At 55.9% G+C, this 18049-nt stretch carries 19 protein-coding genes; 9 read left to right on the forward strand and 10 right to left on the reverse strand.

Annotation, left to right across the window (positions count from 1 at the left end; translation table 11 throughout):
- Positions 1–332, forward strand: a 332-nt coding sequence (locus ABWP81_RS10505) for a fumarylacetoacetate hydrolase family protein (RefSeq protein WP_353141624.1), incomplete at its 5' end; no start/stop codon positions are given.
- Here ABWP81_RS10505 and ABWP81_RS10510 read toward each other — a convergent pair.
- The 9 genes from ABWP81_RS10510 to ABWP81_RS10550 form a co-directional block, all read right to left on the reverse strand.
- Positions 315–1328, reverse strand: a complete 1014-nt coding sequence (locus tag ABWP81_RS10510) for a 2-dehydropantoate 2-reductase (protein WP_353141626.1) — start codon at positions 1326–1328, stop codon at positions 315–317. The genes ABWP81_RS10505 and ABWP81_RS10510 overlap by 18 nt on opposite strands.
- The gene (locus ABWP81_RS10515) at positions 1325–2845 is read right to left on the reverse strand and encodes a tripartite tricarboxylate transporter permease (RefSeq protein WP_353141628.1); all 1521 of its coding nucleotides are present in this window, start codon (positions 2843–2845) and stop codon (positions 1325–1327) included. The genes ABWP81_RS10510 and ABWP81_RS10515 overlap by 4 nt, the downstream gene beginning before the upstream one ends.
- A complete protein-coding gene (locus ABWP81_RS10520; protein ID WP_353141630.1) occupies positions 2845–3363 on the reverse strand; it encodes a tripartite tricarboxylate transporter TctB family protein in 519 nt (172 codons plus the stop codon). Before ABWP81_RS10520 ends, ABWP81_RS10515 begins: the two co-directional genes overlap by 1 nt.
- Positions 3364–3371: 8 nt before the next feature.
- Positions 3372–4376, reverse strand: coding sequence for a Bug family tripartite tricarboxylate transporter substrate binding protein (locus ABWP81_RS10525; protein ID WP_353141632.1), 1005 nt, complete (start codon positions 4374–4376; stop codon positions 3372–3374).
- 59 nt (positions 4377–4435) lie between these two features.
- Positions 4436–5965, reverse strand: coding sequence for an acyl--CoA ligase (locus ABWP81_RS10530; RefSeq protein WP_353141634.1), 1530 nt, complete (start codon positions 5963–5965; stop codon positions 4436–4438).
- 201 nt (positions 5966–6166) lie between these two features.
- Positions 6167–8758 carry a bifunctional aconitate hydratase 2/2-methylisocitrate dehydratase gene (gene acnB / locus ABWP81_RS10535; RefSeq protein ID WP_353141636.1) on the reverse strand — a complete coding sequence of 864 codons (2592 nt, stop codon included), beginning with the start codon at positions 8756–8758 and terminating at the stop codon, positions 6167–6169.
- A gap of 37 nt (positions 8759–8795) precedes the next feature.
- On the reverse strand, positions 8796–9383 hold the full coding sequence (locus ABWP81_RS10540; protein WP_353141638.1) for a hypothetical protein: 588 nt from the start codon (positions 9381–9383) through the stop codon (positions 8796–8798).
- A 12-nt stretch (positions 9384–9395) separates the two neighbouring features.
- Entirely contained in the window at positions 9396–10376 is a 981-nt protein-coding gene (locus ABWP81_RS10545) for an HpcH/HpaI aldolase/citrate lyase family protein (protein WP_353141640.1), read from the reverse strand.
- Positions 10377–10440: 64 nt separating this feature from the next.
- A complete protein-coding gene (locus ABWP81_RS10550; protein ID WP_353136315.1) occupies positions 10441–11427 on the reverse strand; it encodes a malate dehydrogenase in 987 nt (328 codons plus the stop codon).
- A gap of 145 nt (positions 11428–11572) precedes the next feature.
- Here ABWP81_RS10550 and ABWP81_RS10555 point away from each other — a divergent pair, with 145 nt between their 5' ends.
- The 8 genes from ABWP81_RS10555 to ABWP81_RS10590 all read left to right on the forward strand — a co-directional run bounded on the left by ABWP81_RS10555 (position 11573) and on the right by ABWP81_RS10590 (position 17899).
- A complete protein-coding gene (locus tag ABWP81_RS10555; protein ID WP_353136318.1) occupies positions 11573–12382 on the forward strand; it encodes a GntR family transcriptional regulator in 810 nt (269 codons plus the stop codon).
- A gap of 84 nt (positions 12383–12466) precedes the next feature.
- The gene (gene sdhC, locus ABWP81_RS10560; protein WP_353136321.1) at positions 12467–12898 is read left to right on the forward strand and encodes a succinate dehydrogenase, cytochrome b556 subunit; all 432 of its coding nucleotides are present in this window, start codon (positions 12467–12469) and stop codon (positions 12896–12898) included.
- A gap of 18 nt (positions 12899–12916) precedes the next feature.
- Positions 12917–13282 carry a succinate dehydrogenase, hydrophobic membrane anchor protein gene (gene sdhD, locus ABWP81_RS10565; RefSeq protein WP_353136324.1) on the forward strand — a complete coding sequence of 122 codons (366 nt, stop codon included), beginning with the start codon at positions 12917–12919 and terminating at the stop codon, positions 13280–13282.
- A 3-nt stretch (positions 13283–13285) separates the two neighbouring features.
- Positions 13286–15082, forward strand: a complete 1797-nt coding sequence (gene sdhA, locus ABWP81_RS10570; RefSeq protein WP_353141642.1) for a succinate dehydrogenase flavoprotein subunit — start codon at positions 13286–13288, stop codon at positions 15080–15082.
- A gap of 13 nt (positions 15083–15095) precedes the next feature.
- Positions 15096–15800 (forward strand): succinate dehydrogenase iron-sulfur subunit, encoded by a 705-nt coding sequence (locus tag ABWP81_RS10575; RefSeq protein WP_353136330.1) that lies wholly within the window; start codon positions 15096–15098, stop codon positions 15798–15800.
- Between the two features lie 2 nt (positions 15801–15802).
- Entirely contained in the window at positions 15803–16126 is a 324-nt protein-coding gene (locus tag ABWP81_RS10580) for an FAD assembly factor SdhE (RefSeq protein ID WP_353136333.1), read from the forward strand.
- A 40-nt stretch (positions 16127–16166) separates the two neighbouring features.
- Positions 16167–17480: a citrate synthase gene (locus ABWP81_RS10585; RefSeq protein WP_353141644.1), complete on the forward strand. Its 1314-nt coding sequence runs from the start codon at positions 16167–16169 to the stop codon at positions 17478–17480.
- A gap of 35 nt (positions 17481–17515) precedes the next feature.
- Complete coding sequence (locus ABWP81_RS10590) at positions 17516–17899, forward strand: hypothetical protein (protein WP_353141646.1); 384 nt, start codon at positions 17516–17518, stop codon at positions 17897–17899.
- Between the two features lie 25 nt (positions 17900–17924).
- Here the strand turns inward: ABWP81_RS10590 and rdgC are convergent.
- Positions 17925–18049 (reverse strand): recombination-associated protein RdgC (gene rdgC, locus ABWP81_RS10595; protein WP_353141648.1); only part of this gene is annotated, 125 nt, incomplete at its 5' end.

Consider the following 18049-nt stretch of genomic DNA (forward strand, 5'->3'; position numbering starts at 1 on the left):
TCCTTCACCGCGATGCATCGTTCCCCCAATGGACGCGGGCCAAAAGCTTTGACGGTTTTGCGGCCTTCGGGCCGGTGATTGACACCGCTTTCGATGCCGCAAATGGCCATCTGCGCACGCTGGTGGACGGCCGAGAGCGCCAGAACTATGCTTTTAGCGACATGTTTTTCAGCCCGGCGCAGATCGTGTCCCACCTCTCGCACGACATGACGCTGGAGCCGGGCGATCTCATTTACTGCGGCACGTCGCTCGGTGTTTTGCCGATGAAGGCCGGTGCCACGGTCGAGGTTCTCATCGACGGCATCGGCACTTTGTCAAACCGGTACGGGTAGAAGCTGCAGACGTCCTTTGTGCTGGGCCATTGTGTGGGCCAGCAGTTGCGTTGCAGCATAGATCGCGTCAATGGATGGCGTTGGTGTTCCCGTCATGCGGCCCAATTCAATGACCGAGCCCACCAGTGCATTGAGCTCAAGGGCTCGGCCTGCTTCCACATCTTGGAGCATGGATGTTTTGTGTGCGCCAATTGCTTGAGCGCCTGCAATGCGTTTGTCGAGCGAGATCTTGAATTGCACCCCCAGTTTTTCGGCAACGCTTTGCGCTTGCGACATCATGTTGGCTGCCAGCTCGCGCGACGGGCCAAAGGTACAAATGTCTTCTAGCGTCGCATGGGTCAGGGCAGAGATGGGGTTAAAGCTCAGGTTGCCCCAAAGCTTGAGCCAAATCTCGCTGCGGATATCTTTGGACACGGGGGCCTTGAATCCGGCGCGCATCATCACTTGAGAAAGCGCCTCGATGCGCTCGCTGCGACTGCCGTCCAGCTCACCCAGTGTGAAGCGGTTGCCTTCAATAACCCGCACGACACCCGGCTCGATCAGCTCGGCTGCCGGATAGACCACGCTGCCGATGATGTGCTCGGGCGAGATCGCCTGCGCCAAGCGTCCGGCGGGATCTACGCTCTCCAGGCTGCGGCCGGCATAGGCCCCTTCCAGTTTTTGAAAGTACCACCAGGGAATGCCGTTGATCATGGTCACCAGCAGCGTCTTGGGGCCCAATAATGCGCCCAGTTCTGGCATCAGGTCGACGACCTGGTGGGCTTTGACGGTAAGCAACACCACGTCTTGCACGCCAGCGTCTGACATGCGCTCTACGGCTTTGGCCGCAGGTGCCTGAAGCGCGGTTCCGTCTTCCAGGATGAGGCGAAAGCCGTTGGCCTGAATCGCCGCCAGATTGCGGTTGCGCGCAATAAAAGTGACGTCTTCACCGGCGGCTGAGAGCCTGGCTCCCAAATAACCCCCAATCGCACCTGCACCGACCACCGCTATTTTCATTGGGAAGACCCCGCCTTAACACTGCTATAACGCATCAACATACCCTTGAATGCACTGACCAGCGGCCAGAGCAACAACAACAAAGCCAGCCCCGTAATGACACCCACCAGCGGATTGGACCAGAAGATCGACAAGCTGCCCTGGGACAACAGCATGGACTGCCGAAAGCTCGCCTCGGCCATATCACCCAGCACCAGCGCGAGCACCAGTGGCGCCAGCGGGTACTTGAGCTTCTTGAAGAGGTAGCCCATGACCCCGAAGACCAGCATCATCACCACGTCAAACAATGAGCTGTGAACGGTGTAAGCACCGATGGCGCAGATGACCACGATCACCGGGCCAATCACCGAGAAAGGAATACGCAGGAACGCCGCCCAAAATGGCACGGTGGTCAGCACCACCACAAGCCCGACGATGTTGCCCAAGTACATCGAGGCAATCAGCCCCCACACAAAGTCCTTGTGTTCCACAAAGAGCATGGGGCCGGGCTGAAGGCCCCAGATCATCAGGCCGCCCAACAGCACAGCGGCCGTCGGTGAACCTGGAATACCCAGCGTCAGCATGGGCAACAGCGCCGATGTGCCGGCCGCATGCGCTGCGGTCTCGGGAGCCACCACCCCTTCAATATTGCCTTTGCCGAATGACGCCGGGTCTTTGGACATGCGTTGCGCCATGCCGTAGCTCATGAACGACGCTGGTGTGGCACCGCCAGGTGTGATGCCCATCCAGCAGCCCACAGCAGTAGAGCGCAAAAAGTTCACCCATTGGCGCGGCAACTCAGCCCAAGTCTGCAGCACCACACGCAGATTGAGTTTGGCACTTTTACCCTTGAAGGCCAGGCCTTCTTCCATGGTCAGCAAAATCTCGCCGATACCAAACAGACCGATCACCGCAATTAAGAAATCAAAGCCCTTAAGGAGTTCGGGAAAGCCATAGGTCATGCGCAATTGCCCGGTGACCGTATCCATGCCCACCGCGGCCAGCGCAAACCCCAGCATCATGGCGGCGATAACCTTTGCGGCGGGCTCTTTGCTCATGCCCACAAAGCTGCAAAAGGTCAGAAGTTGCACCGCGAAGTATTCAGCAGGTCCGAACTTGAGGGCAAACTTGGCCAGCAAAGGGGCGAGGAAGGTGATCAAGATCACCGCGAAAAGCGCGCCCACAAAGGACGAGGTGAAAGCCGCTGTCAGCGCCTGTGCCGCACGTCCCTGCTGAGCCATGGGGTAGCCGTCAAAGGTGGTCGCCACCGACCACGGCTCTCCCGGGATGTTGAACAAAATGGAAGTGATGGCCCCCCCAAACAGTGCGCCCCAATAAATGCACGACAGCATGATGATGGCCGAGGTCGGGTTCATCGTGAACGTCAGCGGCAGCAAGATGGCAATGCCGTTGGCTCCCCCCAAGCCGGGCAGCACGCCAATGAGCACCCCCAAGATGACGCCGATAAGCATGTAGGCAAGGTTGGGCAGCGTCATCGCCACAGCGAAACCCTGCATCAGGTTATTAATTTCTTCCATTAAAGCCCCAGCAAATTTTCCAGTGGACCCTTGGGCAATGGAACTAGGAACCAGCGTTCAAAGACCAGAAAAAATACGACCGGCACCGTCAGAGATACCGAAGCTGTCACGCGCCAGCCGAAGTGCCCATGGCGTCGCATGAAGTAGCCGATCAGCAAAGCGGAGGGGACGTAAATACCCATCCACAACAACGTCACTATGTAAATGGTCATGGGAATCAGCATGGCCATGACGGTGACGATCTGGCTGCGCTCGGCGAAAACCTCGTCCAACGAGCGCCAATGCCACAGAGTGCTCACCAGAATCGCGGCGCTGGACGCGCACAAGGCCATCCCAATGTAGAACGGGAAATAGCCCGAGCGTGGGCCGTCGTCGGCCCAGCCAATGCCCACGCGCAAGCTATCAACCACTACCAGCACGCCCAGGGCCAGCAGCAGAAAAGCGACAACCACCTCGGGTCCGCGCGTCTTGGGGTCGTTGGCGGATTCTGCGTCCGGTTTGGGGGCCTGTTCAGTCATTGCGCACCTTAATTGGCAATAAAGCCAGCTTCTTTCATCAGCTCGCGGTGCAACTGCTCGTTGCGCCCCAGCCATTCGAAGTAATCGTTGCCGGACATCGCGGTCTGCTTGAAGGCTCCTTTTTGCATGAACTCCTTCCACTCCGGCAGGGCACGCACTTTATTAAACAGGTCCACGTAGTACTGGGTCTGGGCGGCAGAGACGCCGGGCGCCATGAAGATGCCGCGCAACATCAGGTACTCCACGGGCAAGCCAGCAGAGCCGCATGTGGGCACATCATTCCAAGACTGCGTGGCCGTGATTTTGGCTTTGTAGGGCAGGCGTTCTTTGTCAAACACGCACAGGGGGCGCAGTGCGCCAGAGCGCCAGTGGGATTCGGCCTCGATGGGGTTGTTCACCGTTGAGTCAACGTGTTTGCCCACCAGTTGCACCGCCACATCGCCACCGCCCTTGAGCGGGATGTAGATGAGCTTTTTACCAATCGTCTTTTCAAGCAGCACGGTGATGATCTGATCTTCCTGCTTGGAGCCGGTACCGCCCATTTTGAAGGCCTTATCAGGCTGGGCCTTGACGGCGGTCAGAAAATCTTTGGTGGTCTTGTAGGGTGCGTCTGCATTTACCCACAGAACAAACTGGTCCAGCGCCAGCATGGACACCGGGGTGAGGTCGCGCCAATTGAACGGAACACCCGTCGCCAATGGCGTGGTGAACAGGTTGGACAGCGTAATGATAATTTTGTGCGGGTTGCCTTTGTCGCCTTTAACGTCCAGAAAGCCTTCAGCGCCGGCACCCCCTGACTTATTCACCACAATGAAGGGCTGAGGGCTCAGCTTATTCTTGGCAACCACGCCCTGGATGAAGCGTGCCATCTGGTCAGCGCCTCCGCCAGTGCCGGCAGGTATGACAAATTCAACGGGCTTGGTAGGCTCCCAGGCGTGGGCTGCACAACCGAACGCAGTTGCAGCCAAGACAAAAGTGAACTTCACCCTATCGATCAATCGAAGCAATTGCATAGTCAAGTCTCCTGGTTGTTAAAAATTCGATGCCGCTGCAGTCAGCCCCTTAAGCCCCCTCAGCCGCCTAGCCCCAGCTTGGCCGCCAGCCCGATGCGCTGAAGCTTGCCAGTGGCGCCCTTGGGGATTTCGTCCATAAACAAAATTTTCTTGGGCACTTTGTAGTCTGCGGCCCGTGAACTGACAAAAGCCTGCAGTTCACGCTCACTGGCGCTCTGACCCTCGCGCAGCACCACCACCGCAGCAACTTCCTCGCCCAATTTGGGGTGCGGCATGCCAAAGCAAACCACCTGAGCCACGGCGGCGTGGTCCATCAAAATTTCGTCCACCTCGCGAGGGCTAACTTTTTCGCCACCGCGGTTGATGATTTCCTTCAGACGCCCAGTGATGCTGATGTACCCGTCTGCATCCATCAAGCCTTGATCGCCGGTGCGGAACCACCCATGGGTAAAGCCCTCTTCGTTGGCTTTGGGGTTGTTCTCGTAACCGGCCGTCACGTTGGCGCCACGGATCACGATTTCACCTGTGGCACCCCGCGGCAGAAGACCGCCCTCGGTGTCCATGATGCCGATCTCTGGGCCAGCTGCAATGCCCACCATGCCTGGTTTGCGCACAGCCGGGGGCAGCGGGTTGCAGGCCATTTGGTGCGTGGCCTCGGTCATGCCATAAGCTTCGATCAGCGGCGCATGGAACAGGGCTTCAAGTTCCTGAATCACCTGCGGCGGCATGGACGACGACGACGAACGTAAAAAGCGCAGCGGGTTGCGCGCGATGACATCGGTATTGCCTTTGCCCCTGCTCACAATCGCTTGGTGCATGGTGGGCACGGCGGTGTACCAGGTCGGCCGTGCCTCATCCATCCAGGCGAAAAACTTGAGGGCATTGAAGCCCGGGGTGCAAAACACCTGCGAACCAGCCGCCAGGGGGGCCAGCACGCCGGCGATCAGACCGTGAATATGAAACAGCGGCATGACGTTGAGGCCGCAATCCTCGGGCACAAACTGCAAACTGTTGCGAATGTTGGTGGCCGACGCCACCAAATTGCCTTGGGTAAGGGGCACAATTTTGGGCCGCGACGTGGTTCCCGAGGTGTGGAGCACCATGGAAACATCCCCGGGCAACGCGTAACCGCCGTGCGCTGCGGCAGATCCGACCTGCTTGCCGTCGCGCGGCATCAGGGTGAAGTTGCCTGCTGACTTTTTCGGGTCGGCAGTCAGGTCAATGATGCGCACACCCAGCTTTTCTGCAACGGCAATGGCCGGTGAGGTGCTGGCCTGTTCAACAATCAGCGCTTTGGCATGAAGGTCGTTCAAATAGAACTCGAATTCATCGGCGCGGTAAGCCGGATTCAAGGGCGCACTGGTCACGCCGCTGGCACAGGCCATGAAGCAGGTCGCCATTTCCGGGCCGTTGGGCAGCACGATCGCCACCCGGTCGTTGCGGCCAATGCCCAGCGCATTGAGCTGCTCAATGGTGGTGGCAATCAACGCACGTAAAGCGCCAAAATTTAACGGCAAACGCTCCGGCGCTGAAATCGCGGGCGCAGGGTTGGCACCGCTGGCAAGTAAATCTTGCAAAACAATAGACATGAATATTCCCTTAATTTTGAAATGATTTTTACAGTATTGACTTTTTTGCGTAGCGGTCGTGCGCAATAGTTGACTAGGGAATTCCCGTGATTGCGATTTTGCACAATTTGCTTGAACGTTCACGGCACAAGTTAGGTAGAGCTAATTGGGCTAAAAGAAAAACGGCCCCAAAGGGCCGTTTTTGAATTAGCGCAAAGCAGCTTACGCCGTCACGCCTTTAGCGATTTCAACGTACTCGTCAATCTGGTTGAAGTTCAGGTACTGGTAAATGGCTGCACCGTCGGCGTTCACCACACCCATGGCTTCGTGGTATTCGGCCACAGTGGGGAACTTGCCCATCTTCGAGGTGATGGCAGCCAACTCAGCAGAAGCCAAGTACACGTTGGTGTTCTTGCCCAAACGGTTGGGGAAGTTACGTGTAGAGGTAGACACCACCGTCGCGCCTTCGCGCACTTGCGCTTGGTTACCCATGCACAACGAGCAGCCTGGCATTTCGGTGCGCGCACCCGCGGTACCAAACGCAGCGTAGTGACCTTCTTTGATTAACTCGCTCTCGTCCATCTTGGTTGGAGGAGCAACCCACAACTTGACAGGGATGTCGCGTTGGCCACCGAGCAGCTTGGCAGCGGCGCGGAAGTGACCGATGTTGGTCATGCAAGAACCGATGAAGGCTTCGTCGATATGTGTGCCAGACACTTCAGACAAGAACTTAGCGTCATCTGGATCGTTCGGGCAGCAAACGATAGGCTCTTTGATGTCGGCCAAATCGATGTCGATGACGAAGGCGTATTCAGCATCTTTGTCTGCTTCAAGCAGGTTAGGTGCGGCCAACCAAGCTTCAACTTTTTCGATACGACGAGCCAATGTGCGCGCGTCGGCGTAACCGTCGGCGATCATGTTCTTCATCAGTACCACGTTGGACTTCAAGTACTCTTGAACTGGCGCGCTGTTGAGCTTGATGGAACAACCTGCAGCAGAACGCTCGGCAGACGCGTCAGACAATTCGAATGCTTGTTCGACCTTGAGGTTGGGCAGGCCTTCAATTTCTAAGATACGGCCCGAAAATTCATTGACCTTACCGGCCTTGGCCACGGTCAACAAACCTTGCTTGATGGCGAACAGCGGAATGGCGTGCACCAAGTCGCGCAAAGTCACACCAGGCTGCATGTCGCCTTTGAAGCGAACCAAGATGGACTCGGGCATGTCCAAAGGCATCACGCCTGTGGCTGCACCGAAAGCCACCAAGCCAGAACCGGCTGGGAACGAAATACCGATGGGGAAACGTGTGTGCGAGTCGCCGCCCGTACCCACGGTGTCAGGCAACAACAAACGGTTCAACCAAGAGTGAATCACACCGTCGCCTGGACGCAACGCAACACCACCACGGTTCGAGATGAACGCTGGCAATTCGCGGTGCGTCTTGACGTCAACAGACTTGGGGTAAGCCGCTGTGTGGCAGAACGATTGCATGACCATGTCAGCCGAGAAGCCCAAGCAAGCCAAGTCTTTCAACTCGTCGCGTGTCATCGGGCCTGTGGTGTCTTGTGAACCCACGGTGGTCATCTTGGGTTCGCAGTAAGTACCGGGGCGAACGCCTTGGCCTTCTGGCAAACCAACAGCACGACCGACCATCTTCTGAGCCAGCGTGAAGCCAGCCTTGGTGATGATAGGCGCGGTAGGCAAACGGAACACGGTCGACACGGGCAGACCCAAGAACTCACGGGCCTTGGCGGTCAAGCTGCGGCCGATGATCAGGTTGATACGGCCACCGGCGCGCACTTCGTCAAACAGCACATCGCTCTTGAGTTGGAAGGTGGTGATGGTTTCACCGTTCTTCACGATCTTGCCTTCGTAGGGCAACACGTCAACCACGTCACCCATGTTGAGTGCGGTCACGTCCACTTCGATGGGCAAGGCGCCAGAGTCTTCTTGGGTGTTAAAGAAGATGGGGGCAATCTTGCCGCCCAAAGTCACGCCACCGAAACGCTTGTTAGGCACAAACGGAATATCTTCACCAAAGCCCCAGATGATGCTGTTGGTGGCTGACTTGCGTGAGGAGCCTGTGCCGACCACGTCGCCAACATAAGACACCAAATTGCCTTTTTTCTTCAGCTCTTCAATCATGGCCATGGGGCCGCGTTTGCCGTCTTCTTCAGGCTTGAACGCTGCGCCTTCACGCGTGTTCTTGAGCATGGCCAAGTAATGCAACGGAATGTCTGGACGGCTCCATGCGTCAGGCGCTGGCGACAAGTCGTCGGTGTTGGTTTCGCCAGGCACCTTGAACACGGTGATAGTGATTTTTTTCTCGACTTCAGGGCGTGCGGTAAACCACTCGGCATCGGCCCAGCTTTGCATCACTTCTTTGGCCTTGGCATTGCCGAGCTTGGCTTTTTCAGCGACGTCGTTGAAGAAGTCAAACATCAACAAAGTTTTCTTCAACGCTTGCGCGGCCACAGCGGCCACTTCAGCGTCGTCGAGCAACTCGATCAAGGGGTGCACGTTGTAGCCGCCCACCATGGTGCCCAACAGCTCAGTGGCTTTGGACTTGGTGATCAAAGCAACTTTGAGTTCGCCGTGCGCCACAGCTGCCAAAAATGAAGCTTTGACTTTGGCCGCATCGTCCACGCCGGGTGGCACGCGGTGTGTCAACAAGTCCATCAAAAATGCTTCTTCTCCAGCGGCGGGGGCTTTGATCAGCTCGATCAGCTCGGCAGTTTGCTTGGCATCCAATGGCAAGGGTGGGATACCTAGCGCTGCGCGCTCGGCTACGTGGTCACGGTAAGCTTTCAACATGGTTTTCTCCGGTCTATCAAATCAACAATTAAATGGGTTAGTTCTTGGCAAGTGCGGGCACATCCAGCAAGCTTGGAGGTGGGTCAAGCTTCATACGATGGGCCTCTGTGGTTTGGTGTTCGCTTTGACATTCGTCGGCCATGCGTTGGCCTAGCTTGCTATTCATCAACATCGACTTATGGGGTAACTGCAGCCACATGGCACCGGCATGTGCGTCTTCCAAACGCACAGCACCGGTGGTGGTCTCCACGGTCGTCATGCGGTAGGTTTTCCTCTTGATCTGCACGATGAAGTGCGAGGGCTGTTGTGGGTCAGGCGTGACCGTGACTGAGTTGCCCAGCTCGCACACCATGCGTCCTGTGTGCACGTTGCCAAGCTCAGGTACTGCTGCTGGCACTTGCTCCGCAGCAACGGGTGCAGGTATCACTGCCGCAGGCACAGCGGCCAAAGAGGTGCCTCGTACGTAATAGTATTTAGGCGCTGCCGCAGGCTTGGGCTTGGGTTTGGCGTGCGTTTGTTGAGCAACCGTGGGCTTTGAGGCCGCAGGCTTGGCAACTTGCGCCAACACCCCATGCCCCATGCAAGAGAAAACCAAACCAACAAAAGCTAATCCAAACTTGCGCATGCTCATCTCCTGTTAATCCTTGAAGAATAACTGGACTTCGGCTGGAAGGCTACACCCCGTGCTGTGCGCACGCTCCAACACTTGCCAATAGAAGCGGTAGCTCGCGCGATCTTGTAAATGTCCTTGATGGCTGATGGGCGCCCATTGCGCGGCATAGGCAGCCAAAACAATCTCGCTCGCCACCTCAATGGCAGCGGTGTCAGGGGCCATGGCCTCTAGGATGGGGCGAATTTGCGAGGGATGAATGCTCCACATGCGAGTGCAACCCAACTCTTGCGCCGCACGCCGGGCAGCGGCACGCATGGCCGCCATGTCGTTGAACTCAGTCACCACACAATGCGACGGTACTTTGCCATGGGCATGGCAGGCGCTGGCTATTTCTAGCTTGGCACGCACCACCAACGGGTGGGTAAATTGACCTTGCGACGTCATGGCCGAAGCTGGAATAGCACCACCGTGTGCAGAAATGAAGTCCATCAAACCAAAGCTGAGCGACTGCACACGCGGGTGTGCAGCAATGTCAAACGCGCGGTGCACAGCGGCGGGCGACTCAATCAGCACATGAAGCGCCAAATCTTTGGCGTCGGCTTGAATCAAGGCTTGCTCGGCCAATTGCACATCGGCCACTGACTCGACCTTAGGCACCATGATGTGCGTCAAACGCTTGCCAGCTTGACCTGCAATGGTGGCCATGTCGGCTTGAAAACTAGGGTGATCCACGGGGTGCACACGCACAGCCACGCGGGCCTCTGGTGCAGCACTCAGCGCCAACTCGGTGACCAGCGCAGCATGCTCTGCCTCGCCGCCAACGGGGGCGCCGTCTTCACAATCCAGGGTCACATCAAAGACGCAGGTGCCAAACTCTTGCGTCATTTCAGCTTGCAACTGCAAGCTTTTGCGCATCCGCGCTTCGACACCGCTGTAATGGTCACAAACGGGTAGCTGAACGCTACCTGCTTGTGAATTCAACAGAACGTGGCGGGGATGGAGCAAAGAGGCCTCCACGCTTTTTGCTGCGTGTAAGGCCTTGTCCAGTTTTGCTTTGTCCAGCACAGGCTTAGATCAAGTGGGCAACACCAGCTTGCTCGTCCGTCAACTCTTTCAGCGTTTTGTCGATGCAAGACTGGCTGAATTCATCAATGGCCAAACCTTCAACCACGGTGTATTGGCCGTTTTCGCAGGTCACGGGGAAGCCAAACATGACATCTTTAGGAATGCCGTACCAGCCTTGTGATGGGATACCCATGGTCACCCACTTGCCGTTGGTGCCCAAAGCCCAATCGCGCATGTGGTCGATGGCAGCGTTGGCAGCAGAAGCAGCCGAGCTCAAGCCGCGTGCGTCAATGATGGCAGCGCCGCGCTTGCCGACGGTTGGCAAGAACACGTTGGCGTTCCATTCTTGGTCGTTGATCATGGTTTTGACAGACTCGCCCTTGATAGTGGCGAAGCGGTAGTCAGCGTACATGGTGGGTGAGTGGTTGCCCCACACGCACAATTTCTCGATGTCAGCCACGGCTTTGCCGGTCTTGGCAGCGATTTGCGAGGCAGCGCGGTTGTGGTCTAGGCGCAGCATGGCGGTGAAGTTGCCAGGCTTCAGATCTGGCGCGGCCTTCATAGCAATGTAGGCATTGGTGTTGGCAGGGTTGCCGACAACCAAAACTTTCACGTCACGTGAAGCGACAGCGTTCAAAGCCTTGCCTTGTGCCGTGAAGATCGCACCGTTGATGGCGAGCAACTCAGCGCGCTCCATGCCTGGGCCACGTGGACGTGAACCGACCAACAAAGCGTAGTCGACGTCTTTGAATGCGGTCATTGGGTCGCCGTGGGCTTCCATTCCCACCAACAGTGGGAATGCGCAATCTTCCAATTCCATCATCACGCCGCGCAAAGCTTTTTGTGGGCCTTCAACAGGCACTTCCAGCAATTGCAAGATGACGGGCTGGTCTTTGCCCAACATTTCGCCCGAGGCGATACGGAACAACAGTGCGTAACCAATTTGACCAGCTGCACCAGTGACGGCAACGCGAACAGGCTTCTTGCTCATGAGGAAAACTCCAAATAGTGATTAAAAAAGGAAGGTGACACAGTTTACCCGCGAAAAACCCTAGGGCGCACTGTCTTATGTCTTATAGAAGATATGATACGAGGTTGACAATGAACTGACGCCAAGGCGTTTAGAAGACAAAAATATGGCATCAAATACAGCGCCTTCTTTTGCAACTCATGGCAACCCACCTTATGTGGGTACTGACGCTTTGGGCACTTCACCGCTGTCGCCCGCTTTCAGCCCGCTCTATCAACAAATCAAAGGCCTGATCTTGCAAAGCCTAGAGTCTGGCGAGTGGAAGCCAGGCGAAGCCATTCCCAGCGAAATGGACTTGGCCGCAAGGTTTCGTGTCAGCCAAGGCACGGTGCGAAAAGCCATTGACGAACTATCGGCCGAAAACCTGTTGGTGCGCCGTCAAGGCAAGGGCACCTTTGTGGCCACCCATGCAGAACAGCATGTGCAATACCGATTCTTAAAGCTGCAGCCAGACAACGGCGACACCCAAAGCGAAGGCCCCGCAGAGCGCACCATCATTGACTGCAAGCGCCTGCGAGCCAGCGCCGATATTGCCCGCGCCCTGAGCCTGCGCAGCGGCGACCCCGTTTTGCAAGTGCGCCGCGTACTGGCCTATGCGGGCGTGCCCACCATTTTGGAGGAGCTTTGGCTTCCAGGTGCCCCGTTTAAGGGCCTGACTGCCGAACGCTTAAGTAACTATAAAGGTCCGATGTATGCGCTGTTCGAAACCGAGTTTGGTGTGCGCATGGTGCGTGCAGAAGAAAGTATTCGCGCCGTCAACCCAGACGCAGAACAAGCCCAACTGCTTAACGTGGCTATCACTGTGCCATTACTAAGTGTGGCGCGCGTTGCCTACACTTATAACGACACCCCCATGGAATTGCGCCGCGGGCTTTATAGAACTGACACACATCACTACCGCAATGCTTTGAGTTGACATGAAACCCTCATGTCAGCTTGATAGAGTGAAATAGAATTCCATCTGCTTTGACATACAGATAAACCCGAAGAAAGAGCCCACATGACCCAGCTTGCCAAAAAGCGGCCTGAGTTCCGCAACATCAATGCCTTGACAGACCTGCCTACCTACCGCCTTCCTGCGGCTGGCATTGTGTCGATCTTGCACCGCATCAGCGGTTTGATCATGTTTTTGTTGCTTCCATTCATCGTTTGGATGTTTGACACCTCTGTGTCTTCTGAAATTTCTTTTGCCAAATTCAGCGCCGCGTTCAACGTTGGCTTGGGCTTTGTGCCAGCTGTGTTGGTGAAGGTTGTGGTGTTGGGCCTGATCTGGGCTTACTTGCACCACCTGATCGCTGGCATTCGCCATGTCTACATGGACGCTTTCCACGCGGTAACCAAAGAATTTGGCAAGTCTTCCGCCATCACCACTTTGGCGCTGAGCCTGGGTTTGACCGCCGCTTTGGGCGCCAAACTGTTTGGTATTTACTGATTTCCTAGGAGCAACAACATGTCCGTGAATTACGGTTCCAAGCGCATCGTCGTGGGCGCGCACTACGGTCTGCGTGACTGGCTTGCACAACGCATCACCGCTGTTTTGATGGTTTTGTTTACCTTGGCTGTTTTAGGCCAAGTGTTATTGACCAGCGGCGAGATCAGCTATGACAAATGGGCTGGCATCTTCAGCTCGCAATTCATGAAGGCTTTGACCTTCTCTGTTTTCATCGCGCTTTCCCTCCACGTTTGGGTTGGCATGCGCGACATTTGGATGGACTACGTCAAGCCCGTGGGCGTGCGTTTGTCTTTGCAAGTTTTTACTTTGGTTTGGCTGGTGTCGTGTCTCGGCTGGGCCATTCAGGTTCTCTGGAGGCTCTAAGTCATGACCGTTAAAAGCTCTATTCCACGTCGCAAATTTGATGTGGTCATCGTTGGTGCCGGTGGCTCTGGCATGCGCGCTTCGTTGCAACTTGCTCGCGCAGGTTTGAATGTGGCTGTTTTGTCTAAAGTGTTTCCCACCCGTTCACACACGGTGGCGGCTCAAGGCGGCATCGGCGCGTCTTTGGGCAACATGAACGAAGACAACTGGCACTACCACTTTTACGACACTGTCAAAGGCTCAGATTGGCTCGGCGACCAAGACGCTATTGAATACATGTGCCGTGAAGCCCCCAAAGTCGTGTACGACTTGGAGCACATGGGCATGCCTTTCGACCGCAACCCAGACGGCACCATTTACCAACGCCCCTTTGGCGGCCACACCGCCAACTACGGCGAAAAGGCTGTTGAGCGCGCTTGCGCTGCCGCTGACCGCACGGGTCACGCCATGTTGCACACGTTGTACCAACAAAACGTCAAAGCCAAAACCAGCTTCTTTGTAGAGTGGATGGCCCTTGACCTGATCCGTGACGACGCGGGTGATGTGGTGGGCGTGACCGCCCTCGAGATGGAAACGGGCGAGCTCTACATCATGGAAGCCAAAACCGTGATGTTGGCCACCGGTGGTGCAGGCCGCATCTTTGCAGCCTCGACCAACGCGTTCATCAATACAGGCGATGGCCTAGGCATGGCCGCACGCGCGGGTATCCCACTTGAAGACATGGAATTTTGGCAATTCCACCCCACTGGCGTGGCCGGTGCTGGCGTGTTGTTGACCGAAGGCTGCCGCGGCGAAGGTGCCATTTTGCGCAACAGCAATGGCGAGCGCTTCATGGAGCGTTATGCCCCCGCCTATAAAGACTTGGCACCACGCGACTACGTATCTCGCTGCATGGACCAAGAAATCAAAGAAGGTCGTGGCTGCGGTCCTAACAAGGACTACATCAACCTCGACATGACGCACTTGGGTGCTGACACCATCATGAAGCGTTTGCCTTCGGTGTTCGAAATTGGCCATAACTTTGCCAACGTCGACATCACCAAAGAGCCCATCCCCGTCATCCCAACCATCCATTACCAAATGGGCGGCATCCCGACCAACATCAATGGTCAAGTGGTCACGCAAAACGCCAACAACGAAAGCGTTGTGGTGAACGGTTTGTACGCTGTGGGCGAATGCTCTTGCGTATCAGTGCACGGCGCTAACCGCTTGGGTACTAACTCATTGCTCGACTTGTTGGTGTTTGGCCGCGCAGCGGGCAACCACATTGTTGAGTTCCACCAAAAGAACAAAGAGCACAAGGCCTTGCCTGCGCATGCGGCAGACATCAGCCTGGCGCGCTTGGCACGCTTGGACGCCAACCAAACTGGCGAATACGCCCAAGACGTGGCCAACGACATCCGTGACGCCATGCAGTCACACGCCAGCGTGTTCCGCACACAGGCCATGATGGACGAAGGCGTCAAGCAAATCGCTGCCCTGCGCGAACGCGTGAACAACATTGGTTTGAAAGACACCTCCAAAGTGTTCAACACCGCACGCATCGAAGCCTTGGAAGTAGAAAACTTGATCGAGTCAGCGCAAGCCACCATGGTCTCTGCTGCTGCGCGTCGCGAAAGCCGTGGCGCTCACACCGTGAACGACTACGGTGACTCGCCCGAGCACCCTAACGGTCGTAACGACCAAGACTGGCACAAGCACACTCTGTGGCACAAAGAAGGCAACAAGCTGACTTACAAGCCCGTGCAAATGAAGCCTTTGACTGTCGACAGCATCCCGCTGCAGACCCGTACTTTCTGATCAGGTAAACACCATGACAAAACGCACGTTCCAAATTTATCGCTACGACCCAGATACCGACGCCAAGCCCTACATGCAGACCATCGAGGTCGAATTGGATGGCAATGAGCGCATGCTCTTGGATGCTTTGATGAAACTCAAAGCTGTTGACCCCACCATTTCGTTCCGCCGCTCATGCCGTGAAGGCGTGTGTGGTTCTGACGCGATGAACATCAACGGTAAAAACGGTCTGGCCTGCTTGACCAACATGCGCACGCTGCCCGACGTGATCGTCTTGAAGCCTCTGCCAGGTCTACCTGTGATCCGCGACATGATCGTGGACATGACCCAGTTTTTCAAGCAATACCACTCCATCAAGCCTTACCTTGTCAACGACACACAAGCGCCTGAAAAAGAGCGCCTGCAGTCACCCGAAGAGCGTGATGAGTTGAACGGCTTGTACGAGTGCATCTTGTGCGCCAGCTGCTCCACCAGCTGCCCCTCGTTCTGGTGGAACCCCGACAAGTTCGTGGGCCCTGCTGGCTTGTTGCAAGCTTATCGCTTCATTGCCGATAGCCGCGACGAAGACACAGCTGGTCGTTTGGACAACTTGGAAGATCCATACCGACTGTTCCGTTGCCACACCATCATGAACTGCGTCGATGTGTGCCCCAAGGGTTTGAACCCCACCAAGGCGATCGGCAAGATCAAAGAACTGATGGTTCGTCGCGCCATCTAAACATGGATGTGGACTTGCCATTTCGGGACACCTCTGTAGGTGACCCAACGCTGGACGGTTTAGACGCCAAGCAAGCGCTTGGCGAAAGAGCCCTCAGCAAACTGCACTGGCGTAGCCGGCGCGGCTTGCTCGAAAACGATTTGTTTATCAAAAGGTTTTTCGAGCGGCATGGTTCTCACCTCACCGTGAGCCATGCCAGAGGTATGTATGAATTGATGGACTTGTCTGACAACGATTTGCTAGACATTTTTTTGCAGCGCAAAGAATTACCAGAAAAACCACTGACAGAAGAAGCACTTGAAGTGCTGCAACTGTTGAGACACTGAACCGAACAACGCTTTTAAAAAAAGATATTTAGGAATCACCATGAAACTTGCAGACAACAAAGCCACTCTCTCGTTCAGCAACGGCAGCCCCAGCATCGAAATGCCCGTCTACAGCGGCAGCGTCGGTCCTGACGTGATTGACATCCGTAAGTTGTATGGCCAAACGGGTATGTTCACCTACGACCCAGGTTTCTTGTCGACAGCAGCTTGCCAATCGGCCATCACCTACATCGACGGCGACAAAGGTGAGTTGCTTTACCGCGGCTACCCCATCGAACAACTCGCCACCCATTGCGACTTCCTCGAAACTTGCTACTTGCTGTTAAAGGGCGATCTGCCTAACACCACTCAAAAAGCAGAGTTTGAGCGCATCGTGACCAACCACACCATGGTCAACGAGCAAATGCAATTCTTCTTGCGCGGTTTCCGTCGTGACGCGCACCCGATGGCCGTGTTGACTGGCTTGGTGGGCGCTTTGTCTGCTTTCTATCACGACAGCACCGACATCACCAACCCAGAGCACCGCGAAATTGCTGCCATTCGCTTGATCGCCAAAATGCCAACCCTCGTGGCCATGGCTTACAAATACGGCGTGGGTCAGCCTTTTGTGTACCCGCAAAACAACCTGAGCTATGCAGGCAACTTCTTGCGCATGATGTTCGCCGTTCCATGCGAAGAGTACGTGGTCAACCCCGTGCTCGAGCGCGCCATGGACCGCATCTTTACCCTGCATGCAGACCACGAGCAAAACGCATCTACGTCCACTGTGCGTTTGTGCGGATCGTCAGGCACCAACCCTTTCGCAGCCATCGCTGCGGGTGTGGCTTGCTTGTGGGGCCCCGCACACGGCGGCGCTAACGAAGCTTGCTTGAACATGCTGGAAGACATCCAAAAAATGGGTGGTATCTCTAAAGTTGGCGAGTTTATGGAAATGGTCAAAGACAAGAACTCTGGCGTCAAGCTGATGGGCTTTGGTCACCGCGTTTACAAAAACTACGATCCACGCGCCAAGATGATGCAAGAGACGTGCGACGAAGTGTTGAAAGAACTCGGCCTCGAAAACGATCCCCTGTTTAAGTTGGCCAAGGCTTTGGAAAAAATCGCTTTGGAAGACGAATACTTCGTCAGCCGCAAGCTCTACCCCAACGTCGACTTCTACTCTGGCATCGTCCAACGCGCCATCGGCATTCCAGTGAACTTATTCACCGGCATCTTCGCCTTGGCTCGCACCGTGGGCTGGATTGCCCAATTGAACGAAATGATCAGCGACCCCGAATACAAAATCGGCCGTCCACGTCAGTTGTTCACTGGCTCTACGCAACGCAACGTTGAAGCATTGACCAAACGCAAGTAATTACTCACAGCGCCGCAGTGGTAGGCTCTGACGCTATGAGCTCAGTTACGTTTTTAAACACGCCCCAGGCCCTACGCGAATTGGCCGACCAACCCCATTCACCTTGCCAATGCAGTCTCCAACATTGCGCAGGATGGGAAAGCGTCAGCGACACCGTGTGGCCCGCGCAGCACATGACCCACGTGGCCACCCTGCGTGACCCCGATGTGCATGAGCCGACCTTTGAAGAGCAGCACACACAAGGCACCCGCTACGAATCAGCCGATGCACCGGTGGTACTGAAGTTTTTTCCCTACAACCGCTGTGATGTTTATGCCTGTGGCAAATGTCAGCAACATGCGCTGCGCTACACCGAGTTTGGTGGGTATTACGTGGACCCACGGGCGCGTCGCTTGAACCCTGAGCTGATCATCGACTGAATCGTCAGCATATTTGCGCAGGCATTTAGCCCAGCGCCATCTCGCCGCCCAAGGCCTCAAACAAATCGGGCAACAGCTTACTCAGCTCACCCGTGGCAAGGGCTACATCGGCATCAAAGCCTTCGTCTTTTTCGGCGGACGTGTCTTCAA

The organism is Limnohabitans sp. (genome assembly GCF_040401135.1).
Classification (GTDB): domain Bacteria; phylum Pseudomonadota; class Gammaproteobacteria; order Burkholderiales; family Burkholderiaceae_C; genus Limnohabitans.

Coding starts and splice junctions, on each gene's coding strand:
- ABWP81_RS10510 (WP_353141626.1), bottom strand. CDS start 1,328: ATGAAAATAGCGGTGGTCGGTGCAGGTGCGATTGGGGGTTATTTGGGA.
- ABWP81_RS10550 (WP_353136315.1), bottom strand. CDS start 11,427: ATGAGCAAGAAGCCTGTTCGCGTTGCCGTCACTGGTGCAGCTGGTCAA.
- ABWP81_RS10585 (WP_353141644.1), top strand. CDS start 16,167: ATGAAACTTGCAGACAACAAAGCCACTCTCTCGTTCAGCAACGGCAGC.
- ABWP81_RS10575 (WP_353136330.1), top strand. CDS start 15,096: ATGACAAAACGCACGTTCCAAATTTATCGCTACGACCCAGATACCGAC.
- sdhD (WP_353136324.1), top strand. CDS start 12,917: ATGTCCGTGAATTACGGTTCCAAGCGCATCGTCGTGGGCGCGCACTAC.
- acnB (WP_353141636.1), bottom strand. CDS start 8,758: ATGTTGAAAGCTTACCGTGACCACGTAGCCGAGCGCGCAGCGCTAGGT.
- ABWP81_RS10520 (WP_353141630.1), bottom strand. CDS start 3,363: ATGACTGAACAGGCCCCCAAACCGGACGCAGAATCCGCCAACGACCCC.
- ABWP81_RS10530 (WP_353141634.1), bottom strand. CDS start 5,965: ATGTCTATTGTTTTGCAAGATTTACTTGCCAGCGGTGCCAACCCTGCG.
- ABWP81_RS10555 (WP_353136318.1), top strand. CDS start 11,573: ATGGCATCAAATACAGCGCCTTCTTTTGCAACTCATGGCAACCCACCT.
- ABWP81_RS10590 (WP_353141646.1), top strand. CDS start 17,516: ATGAGCTCAGTTACGTTTTTAAACACGCCCCAGGCCCTACGCGAATTG.
- ABWP81_RS10540 (WP_353141638.1), bottom strand. CDS start 9,383: ATGCGCAAGTTTGGATTAGCTTTTGTTGGTTTGGTTTTCTCTTGCATG.
- ABWP81_RS10580 (WP_353136333.1), top strand. CDS start 15,803: ATGGATGTGGACTTGCCATTTCGGGACACCTCTGTAGGTGACCCAACG.
- ABWP81_RS10525 (WP_353141632.1), bottom strand. CDS start 4,376: ATGCAATTGCTTCGATTGATCGATAGGGTGAAGTTCACTTTTGTCTTG.
- ABWP81_RS10515 (WP_353141628.1), bottom strand. CDS start 2,845: ATGGAAGAAATTAATAACCTGATGCAGGGTTTCGCTGTGGCGATGACG.
- sdhC (WP_353136321.1), top strand. CDS start 12,467: ATGACCCAGCTTGCCAAAAAGCGGCCTGAGTTCCGCAACATCAATGCC.
- sdhA (WP_353141642.1), top strand. CDS start 13,286: ATGACCGTTAAAAGCTCTATTCCACGTCGCAAATTTGATGTGGTCATC.